The sequence below is a fragment of the Chitinophaga rupis genome (genome assembly GCF_900109685.1).
Lineage (GTDB): Bacteria > Bacteroidota > Bacteroidia > Chitinophagales > Chitinophagaceae > Chitinophaga > Chitinophaga rupis.
In genome coordinates, this window is the sequence record NZ_FOBB01000001.1 from 896,136 (window position 1) to 906,757 (window position 10,622).

Annotated in this window: 1 protein-coding gene; it reads right to left on the reverse strand. The window is 53.7% G+C overall.

Annotated elements, in window-relative coordinates; all coding sequences use genetic code 11:
- Nucleotides 1–58: 58 nt before the first annotated feature.
- Nucleotides 59–10,330: an Ig-like domain-containing protein gene (locus tag BMZ54_RS03520; RefSeq protein ID WP_143080894.1), complete on the reverse strand. Its 10,272-nt coding sequence runs from the start codon at nt 10,328–10,330 to the stop codon at nt 59–61.
- Between the last annotated feature and the right edge of the window lie 292 nt (nt 10,331–10,622).

A 10,622-nucleotide genomic window follows, 5' to 3' on the forward strand; every position in this document is an offset into this window, starting at 1 on the left:
TAGCATGTTATTGAATCCCCGTTCCGGTACTCCCGGAACGGGGCATGAATAATGGGTTTTAACGTATCAGCGTAATGTTTCCTTTCTTTTTCACCGTTGCGCCATTCTGTAGCGTCGCGCTTAGAGTATACACATATACACCCGAGGGCTGCGGCTTGCCGTTCATACGGCCATCCCATCCCTGACGCAGGTCTTTAGACTGGAATACTTCCTGGCCCCAGTAGTTGAAGATGTGCAGCTCCAGGGTGGCAATGGTATTACCATACACCATCAGCACATCATTCACACCATCCCCGTTAGGACTGAACAGGTTGGGAACAAATACCTGGTCGCCTGCCGGATTGGATGCCCTGCCGGTTACGGCTGCTGACAGCATGCTGGTTTGGCAGCTGTTTTCCGCTACCGCCCTTACCTGCAGCATTACTGTCTGGTTAGGTGTTAAGCCTGTTATGATATGTGTGGTGCCATTGGCGCCTGAGCTGGGAGTAGTAAAGCTGCTGCCGTCTGTGCTTACCTCATACCGTATAGCGCCTGCAACAGGGCTCCAGCTAAAGGTTACGGAGGTGGCGGTGGAATCACTTACGGTTACTACCGGTGTGGCCAGCTCATGTAATACTGCTACGGTTACCTCTTTGCGGGTGGCGCTTACACAACCGGTGCCTGCAAACACTTCTACATAATAAGTAGTAGTGCTATCCAGCGGCGGTGTGGTAAAGGTGGCGCCCGTGGCCAGCTGGGTGCCGCCAGTGGCGGTGCTGTACCAGCGGAAATCGGCACCGGGTACGGAGGCTGCTGATGCGGTAAGCGTTACCGCTGATCCCGGGCATTGCGGATCCGGTGCATTTACAATGATGTCATTTGCATCCGGCGCGCCCACTGTAACGCTTACGGCTGTACGTTGAGCGCTGGCGCAGCCACCCGGATTTACTGCTTCTACATAATACTGCTGGTTTGCGCTCAGCGGGCCGGTAGTATAACTAGGACCGGTAGTTACTGCGGTACCACCAGTGGATGTAGTGTACCAGCGATAGGTAACATTGGCTACCGGGTTCTGTACCTGCAGGGTTGCTGTCTGGCCGGGGCATACTGTTATAGCGGCGCTGGCTACTGTTGGTTCAGCAGGTGCACTATTTACCGTTACGCTTACCGGTGTGCGGCTTACGCTTACACAACCGCCGCCACTGGCTGATTCCACATAATAGGTGGTGTTGCCGGTTAATGCCGGCGTGGTAAAGCTGCTGCCGGTAAAGAGGGCGGTGCCACCGGTAGCGGTGCTATACCACCTGTAGAAAATGCCTGCCTGTGGGTTGTTTACGGTGAGCACCGCAGTTTGGCCGGCACAGGAAGTAACGGCATCTGCCAGCGGAGCATCAATGGTGCTTACCACGGTAGCGGTTACGCCTGTACGTGCGGTGCTTACGCAACCTGCGTTATAGGCAGCTTCCACATAATAGGTAGTGGTGCTGTTCAATGCTGCGGTGGTGTAGGCTGTGCCTATGGCCAGCAGCGAACCGTTAGCCGGTTGGTTATACCAGCGGTAGGTAATTGCCGGGTCCGGGTTCAGGATGCTGAAAGTAGCAGTACCTCCTATGCAGGTAATTACGTTATTGGAGGCCACCATTGGTGCTGCCGGCGCGCTGCCTGCCTGTATGCTTACCTTGGTGCGGGTGGCGCTTATACATTTGTTGTTTAATACGGATTGTACATAATAATCGCGGTTGCCGGTTACAGCTGCTACGGTGAATACCGCCCCTGTAAATACCTGGGCGCCGCCGGTGGGTGCATCAAACCACTGGTAGGTGAAGCCGGGGAGCGGGTTCTGTACCACCAGCACCGCATCCTGCCCGGAACATATTTTCACCGTTGCTGCGGCTACTACCGGTGGTGTGGTGTTATTGCTCACCGTGATAATGTATACCTGGTTGGTATCTTTTGTACCGCCAGGCAGGGTAGCCTCTACCAGGTAAGTGATGGCTGCATTAAGCACCGGTGTGGTAAAGCTGGTACCAGTAAATACCAGGCTGTTGTTAGCGGTATTATACCAGCGGTAAATAGCCCCCGCCTGCGGGTTCACCGCGTTCAGTGTAAGGCTGGTAGCTGCGCAGATGGTGATGTTGGTAGTATCACCGTTATTGCCACCGCCATTATTGCTGTTCTTCACCGTTACTACAGCGCGGGTGTTGCTTACGCAGTTGCCTATGCTGGCTTCCACATAATACTTCACACTGTCGGCCGTTAACGGCGGGGTAGTAAAGCTGGGGCCTATGGCCAGCGGGGTACCGCCGGTGGCTACACTATACCATTTATAGGTAACGCCGCCCTGCGGGTTGGCTATCGTAAAGGTAGCAGTGCTACCCAGGTTAGTGCTTTGTGAGCTGGTTATTAATACAGGCGGCTGCAGGTTGTTCACAATCCTTACGGTAGCACGGCTGGTGCTGGCGCAGGTACCTATTACAGCGCCTGCATAATATTTCACACTATCCACACCGGTAGGCGGTGTTACGCTGAAGGTGGTACCGGTGCCTAACAGCGTACCGCCGGTAGGTGCATTATACCAGTTGTAGGTAACGCCGGGTTGCGGATTAAGGATGGCTAATTGTACAGGACCGCTGCCGCAGGTAACTACCGTGCTGTTCACCAATACCGGCACTACCGGCGGATCTGTTACCGTAATGGGGAAGATGCCGGTGGTATCGCGGAAACCGCCGCTAAATACTGTTTCCAGGCGGTAAGTGGTATTTGCATTCAGCGCCGGTGTGGTAAAGCTGGTGCCGGTACCAACCTGGGCGCCGGTGGCGGCATTAAACCACTGGTAGGTGACGCCCGCCTGCACACTGTCTACTGTAAGCGTAGTACTGCTGCCCCTGCAAATGGTAATGGCCGTTGTATCTGCTGAACCGTTGCCACAATTGATGGCCAATACGGTTACGGATGTACGTACCGGGTTGGGACAACCGTTACGGCTGGTTTCAATATAGTAGGTAGTGCTGGCCTGGTTTAATGCGGGTGTATTAAACACAGGGCCGGTAGCCAGCGGCGTGCCGCCGGTGGCAGTGGCAAACCAGCGGATAGTTACACCGGCTGTATCTGTTGCTGTCAGCTGCGCGCTACTGCCACGGCATACCTGCAGGGAAGAGGAAGCGGCAGAAGGTTTGGCCGGCACTAATCTTTGTTCTGCAATAAATACATCCATGGAGGTAATAGTAGTTAACACTCCGCCAATGCTTATGTACACCGCATCATAATCAACCGGTGCTGCAAAGGTGGCGTTGAACTTAGTACTGTTCAGCAGCTGCAGCTTCACCACGCCCAAACCTCCGTTCAGGAAGATGGGGCTGCCTGCCGGACTGCCGTTCTTATACATTTGTGCGCGTACGCCTCCCAGCACCTGCACATCTGCCAGGCCGCCGGGTAGCGCCAGTGTTAAGCGAATGCTATCCCCTGCCAAACCTGGCTGGCGGAAGTGTAATACCTGTCCTACATAACCAATGCCTACGCCGGCGGTTACCCTGGCGAAAGTAGTGCTGTCAGCATCTACTGCGTTATCCGGATTTGTTACACCGCACAGCAAACAAATGCTTACCGGCGCAGTATATACCGGGCTTTGTGCTGTATTGGCTACATAGCAAGGTCCGTTACCGCCATTGCTGGCGCGTACGGTAGCTACGCCCCGTGCGCTGCTTACGCAGGTGCCGGCGCTGGCGGCCACATAATATTTAGCGCTATCGCCTATAAGGGCCGGCGTGGTAAAGCTGGTGCCGGTGGCCAGCGGCGTGCCGCCGGATGCTGTGGCGTACCAGGTATAGGTTACCCCGCCCAGGGAGTTGGCTACTGTGAAGGTGGCCGTACCACCTGGCGTGGTAGTGATGTTGCTGGTTACCAGGGCCGGTGTGGCCAGGCTATCCTGCACTGTTATTTCATATATGCGGATGGTATCTTTTGCACCGCCGGTGAATGTAGCTTCCAGGCGGTACATGGCATCTGCATTCAGGGCCGGTGTGGTAAATGAGGTGCCGGTTGCGGCCAGGTTGTTGTTGGCCGCGTTATACCACTGGTAAGTAGCGCCTGCCTGCACACTGTCTACCCGCAGGGTTACCGTGCCGCCGTCACAGATAGTAAGCGTAGCGGTGTCGCCGGTATTACCACCATTACATTTAGTGAATATATATGCGGTGCCTACGGTACGGCTGCTGCTGGTGCAGCTGCCTGCGCCGGCTTCCACATAATAACGTGCAGTATCTACACCAGTGGCTGCCGGTACTACATTCAGCACGGCGCCGGTATCTACCAGATTACCGCCCGTTGGCGCATCATACCATTTATAGGCGATGCCTGCCTGCGGATTGAGTACGGAGAAGGTAGCGGTTTGCCCTACACACACATTTACACCGGTAACTGCCAGCTGCGGTGCTGCCGGTTGCGGCACCGCTTTAACGGTAACGGGTACACGTATTGGATTGGGGCAGCCATTACGGCTGGTTTCAATATAATAAGTAGTACTTGGCTGGTTAAGCGCCGGGGTATTGAACACTGCGCCGGTGAACACCGGTGATCCGCCGGTAGCCGTAGCATACCATTTCACAATTACACCGGCAGTATCCGTGGCTTCCAGCCGTGCGCTGCTACCCAAACATACCGTGAGCGAACTACTGGCAACGGTTGGTTTGGCAGGCAGCAGCTGTTGCTGTGCATTATATATTTCCAGTGTGGTTAAAGCGGTTAATACGCCGCCAATGCTTACATATACTGCATTGTAATTAACCGGTGCGGCAAAGGTAGCGGCAAACTTATTGCCGGTTAAAGCCTGCAGCTTCAACACACCTAAGCCACCATTCAGGAAGAGGGCATTCCCCACTGCGCTTCCGTTATTATACATCTGCACCCTTATGCCACCCAGCAGCTGCGCATCGGCCAGGCCAGTGGGCAAGCCCAGTATCAGGCGGATGCTGTCGCCGGCCAGGCCGGGCTGCTGGAAGTTTAATACCTGTCCTATATATCCTATTCCAATATTTGCACGTACCTGTGCGGCTGTTGTGGAATCACCATCCACCGCCATATCAGCATCTGTTACGCCACACAGCAGGCAAATGCTGATTGGTGCGGTGTAAACAGGACTTTGGGTGCTGTTGGCAATGCTACAGGGCACACCGGTACCATTGCCGGTTCTTACGGTGGCTATACCACGGGCTGCGCTTACGCAGGCGCCTGCACTGGCTTCTACATAATATTTAGCGCTATCGCCGGTTAATGGCGGTGTGGTAAAGCTGGTACCTGTACCCAGCGGGGTACCGCCGGTGGGGGTGCTGTACCATTTATACATTACACCACCCAGGGAGTTGGCTACCGTAAAGGTGGCTGTACCACCCGGCGTGGTAAAGGCTTCTGCTGCCAGCAAAGCTGGTGTGGCCAGGTTGTCCTGCACGGTAATATCGTACACACGCACTGTGTCGCGGATGCCGCCCGCAAAGGCAGCTTCCAGGCGGTATATAATACTTGCATTCAGGGCCGGCGTAACAAAGCTGGTGCCGGTGAATGCCAGCGTATTATTGGCAGCATTGTACCACTGGTAAGTGGCGCCTGCTTCTATACTGTCTACCGTGAGCGTTATGCTGGCACCTTTGCAGATGGTAAGAGTAGCAGTATCGCCGGTATTACCGCCATTGCAGCGGGTTGATACATATACAGCTCCACCGGTGCGGCTGCTGCTGGTGCAGGTAGCTCTGCCTGCCTGTACATAATAATGCAGGGTATCCACACCGGTTGTAGCAGGTACTACATCCAGGGTGGCGCCGGTATCTACCTGGTTGCCGCCGGTTGGCGCATCGTACCAGGTGTAGGTAATGCCTGCCTGCGGGTTTAACACAGACAAGCCGGCTACCTGACCTACACAAATATTGATGGCTGCTGCTGTTAGCTGTGGTGCTGCAGGCTGTGCTACCGCTTTTACGGTAACGGGTATACGCTGTGTATTGGCACAACCATTCCGGCTGCTGCCTATGTAATAAGTAGTGCTGGCCTGGTTAAGCGCGGGGGTATTGAAAATGCCGCCGGTGAACAGGGGTGCACCACCTATGGGGGCTGCATACCAGCCTACTGTTATGCCGGTGGTATCCATTGCCACAATGCGTGCGCGGCTGCCCAGGCATACTGTGAGCGAGTCACTTTCCGGGCTGGGTTTGGCCGGTAACATGATCTGTTCTGCATTATATACATCCAGGGTAGTTAAGGCAGATAATACACCGCCCAGGCTAATCCTTACTGCATCATAGGCAGTTTGTACCGGTATAGTGGCTGTAAATTTATTAGCGTTTATAAGTTTCAGGGTCAGCAGGAAATCGTTCAGGAAAACCGGGTTACCTACCGGGCTGCCGGCATTATAGGTTTGTACCTGTACGCCACCCAGCAGCTGTGCATCTGCCAGGCCGGTGGGCAGGCCCAGGATCAGGCGAATACTATCGCCCGCCATGCCAGGATGCTGGAACTGCAGGTGCTGGCCTATATAACCAATACCTACATTAGAGCGGATGTGGGAGGCCGTAGTGGTATCCCCATCTATAGCATTACCCGGGTTAGTAACACTGCACAACAGGCAAATGCTGAGCGGTGCGGTGTATACGGGGCTTTGCTGCGCATTGCTATAGGTACAGGGTAAACCGCCGGGGGCATTTACCAGCTGTATAACGCCTACTGCACGGGTGCGGCTGGCCTGGTTAGAGGCATTCACCGCCTCGGCATATACCTTACCATTTGCAGATATAGCCGGAGTAGTATAGATAGTATCTGTAGCCAGCACCACGCCGCCGCTATCCACGCTATACCAGCGGTAAGTAAGCGCCGGATCAGGGTTCGCAATGCGGAAGGTGGCTTTTTGGCCGGTACTTACATAGGCTGTATCCGGAATAATATCCGGCACCGGCGGCAAGGTGGAGATAATAACGTATACGGGCGTACGCTTACTGCTGCAGCTACTGGAATCTGCCTGCACATAGTAAACGGCATTGGAATCCAGCGCAGCGGTTATGAATTGTGCGCCGGTGTGAATGGCTGTGCCGCCGGTATTTGCCTTAAACCAACGGTAAGTATAATTTGCATTGGGAGATACGACGTTAAAGGTAGCAGTATGCCCCTTGTCTATAGTAATGGTAGACGGGTTAACTGCAACAGCAGGCAGGCCCAATTTTACCTGAACCGGCGTGCGGGTATTGCTGCCGCAGGCATCTGCACCGGTGGATACTGCTTCTACATAAAAAGTAGTATCTGAAGTAATGTTGCCAGCGTTGAATGTTGCACCGGTGAATAACAGGTTACCACCGGAATACGAATCGTACCAGCGGAATGTTCCACCTGCGGGCTGGGTAGCCGTTAATGTTACACCGCTGCCGGGGCAGGTTCTTACCACACTATCTGCCACCACCGCATTGGGCGGGGTAAATTTAGCGTAATAGAGCTTGAAGGAGCTGATGGCTGCCAGTAATGCGTTGAAGTCCACTTTCACACTGTCGAATGCTACGCCGGGCGCAAAAACAACTTCTGCACGGGTAGTATCATCCAGCAGGCGCAGATCCAGCAGGGCTGCATTATTAACCTGCGCTACCTGGGTGTTACCGTTATACAATGTAAAGGTCAAACCGGAAAGTGCGCCCAGGTCTATCAGGCCGGAGCTAACGCCAACACCTATACGCAATGTATCCTTAGCGCCGCTTAATGCGCTAAAACCTAAGCCCTGGTATACCCCGCCCAGCAGGCCAATGCTTACACGCAGCTCAGATGCGCTATTCACATCGCCATCAATAGCCAGTAAGGGATTTATTACGGAGCAAAGCACACAAGCTACACCGCTGGTGCCGTTAGATTGTGTGGCGGCAGCCCCGCACAGGAGGTTATTCACTGCCTTGGCGAAAATGGGTACAGCTGTACGTATCAGGCTATGTAAGCCATCGGTGGGTGAAAATGCTTCTACATAATACACCTTGTTATCCAGTATGTCAGGGGTGGTAAAGTTAGCGCCGGTAAATACAGGCGTACCGCCCGTAGGTGTTTCGTACCAGCTGAAGGTGGCATTGGGAATACGCGGAATACCGGCTGTAAAGCTGGCTGTTTTGCCCACTTCTACAGTATCGGATGCAGGGTTTACCCTGGTTACCTGTACCGGCATCATGGCAGCGGCTTCGTATACATTTAAACCGTCTAATAAACCTACAGTAGATGTAAGGTCTATACGGGTACCGTCAAACGGCTGTGTAGCGGCGAAGGCTACACGGAATTTCTGGATACCGCCGTCTATGCCCAACAGGTCCAGCTTAATAAGGTTACTGTTCAGGAAGGTGGCATCTCCATTGGGAGTAGCGCCATTGAAAGTTTGCACCCGGATGCCGTTCAGCAAATTGGCGGTAGCCAGGGGATTATTCTGGGTACCCAGGAAAAATACTACGCTGTCGCCGGCCTGATACTCGGCCGGGAAGCGGATCTGCTGGCCTACATAGGTAGCTACACCTACCGGCAGCACCAGGCGGGAAGCGGTAGTGGTATCTTCATCCACAGCCAGGGTGGGATTGTTAACCGCGCACAACACACAGGCAAGACCGCCTGTTATAGGGCTTTGCTGGTCCACACCATACGTCCACAAGGGGCCGGCGCCACCGGCTACTATTACGGGTACGGCAGTACGTTTAAAGCTGGTTTTACCCAGCGGGTCTACTGCTTCTGCATAATAGGTAGCATTGCGCGTAAGCGGCGGGGTAGTGAATGTACCGGTGGCCAAAGGTGCCCCACCGGTGGGAGATGCGTACCAGTTGTAGGTAGCGCCTGCTATACGGGATGAAGGTGTTAAAGTAGCGGTTTGATGATAAGCCACTGTATCAGGCGAAGGGGTAACCGTTACGGGTACCATAGCCACGGCCTCATATAATTTCAGGTTTTGCGCCAGTGAAAGCGATACGGTAGATCTCAGGTTTACCTGCACTGCATCACAGGTATCCTGTATGGGCAGCGTAACCCTGAATTTACGGTTGCCGCCGGAAAGTCCCAGCAAGTCTACCCGCGCCAGCTGCGCATCCAGCATCGTTGCATCATCATTTGCTACCGGAGTGCCCAGGATGGCATCATGATAGGTTTGTACAATGAGGTTAGGTAATAACTGCCCGGTGAGAAGGCTCTCCGGTGTTTCCAGGATCAGCACCAGGCTATCGCCGGGGTAGTATACACCCGGGAATATCACCCGCTGGCCTAATGTGGTGGCCAGCCCAAGCGGCATTGAGAAAGCAGATGCGGTGGTAGTATCGCCATCGGCTGCCTGTGCGGGATTGCTTACCGAACACAATACGCAGGCGGCGCCGCCAACAAAGGGGCCTGCCTGTTCATCGCCATACGTCCAGATAGGGCCGGGTGCACCGGACACTCTAACTACAACGGGCGTACGTATATAGCTGCTTAAATTATCGGGAGTAGTAGCCTCTACATAATAGGTAGTTGCGGCTGTAAGAGCGGGGGTATTAAAGGTAGCGCCGGTGTGCAAAGCAGTGCCGCCGGTGGGGCTGCTGTACCATTTGAACTGTGCGCCTGATAAGCGGGATGCCGCGCTGAAAGAAGCGCTTTGCCCGGATACGACCACTGTACTATCGGGGCTCACGGTTACCGGTACAATAGCGGCAGCCTCATAGATCCTTAAGGAGCCTAATGCTGCCAGCGTAGCACCGGTAGTTACCTGCACGGCATTAAAGGCCTTGGTTACCGGTAGTATTGCACGGAACTTATTAGCTGCGCTGCCTAACAAATTCACCTGAACCAGGGATCCATTTAAAGTGGTTGCATCATTATTCAGTATTCCGTTATTGAGTGTTTGTACGGTAATGCCGGACAACAAGCCACCGGCCAGCAGCTGGCCGGGCACTTCCAGGTCGAGCGCTATCCGATCACCGGCCTGGTAATCGCCGGCAAACGTAAGCCGTTGTGTTACGGTACCGCCTACACCCACCAGTGTTACCAGGGCGGAGTAGGTAGTGGTATCGCTGTCAACAGCGCGGGTAGGGTTAGTTACCCCGCAGCCCAGACATATGCCGGTAACAAAATTGCTTTGTGTAGCTGCAAAGCTCCATAAGGGGCCGGGTGCGCCGCCAAAAAGGCGTATAGCCGTTTCCTTTAGTGCAAAGGGAGCAAAGGGATGATCCTGCAGGTAAGCCTGCTGCCAGCTGTTATAGGTTTGCCGGGAAAATGCAGCCTTTGCAGGAGCAATACGGGCATAGGCTCCCATAGCCAGGAGCAGCGGGATACAGGTGATAACAGCAAAAATTAAAGCTCTTAAAGAACCTTTAGGAGTAACTTTTAAATGCATAGACAGCAAATATTAGTTTGGTAGATGTAATGCGTTCTGGTTTTACATAGTGATCACTATGCATCTAAATCTCTGGCCAGGTTATGAACGGGGAGTAAGGTTTCAAACGGATCTTAAGTTTCTTACTAGCAGATTAAATTGAAAACAAATCACAACTTAGCGGTATAGCATTTTTCACAATCTGTTAAAGAAGTGTTATTGTATTCGCGAAACGAAAGTACTCTCAAAAGGGAGGAAACGAAAATTCATTTCATTCATGTAAGCGCTTTCGTTCAGAGCTATTCATCTACTA

Bases quoted from the DNA above. Each gene is read 5' to 3' on its own strand.
- BMZ54_RS03520 (WP_143080894.1), bottom strand. From the start codon at position 10,330: ATGCATTTAAAAGTTACTCCTAAAGGTTCTTTAAGAGCTTTAATTTTT.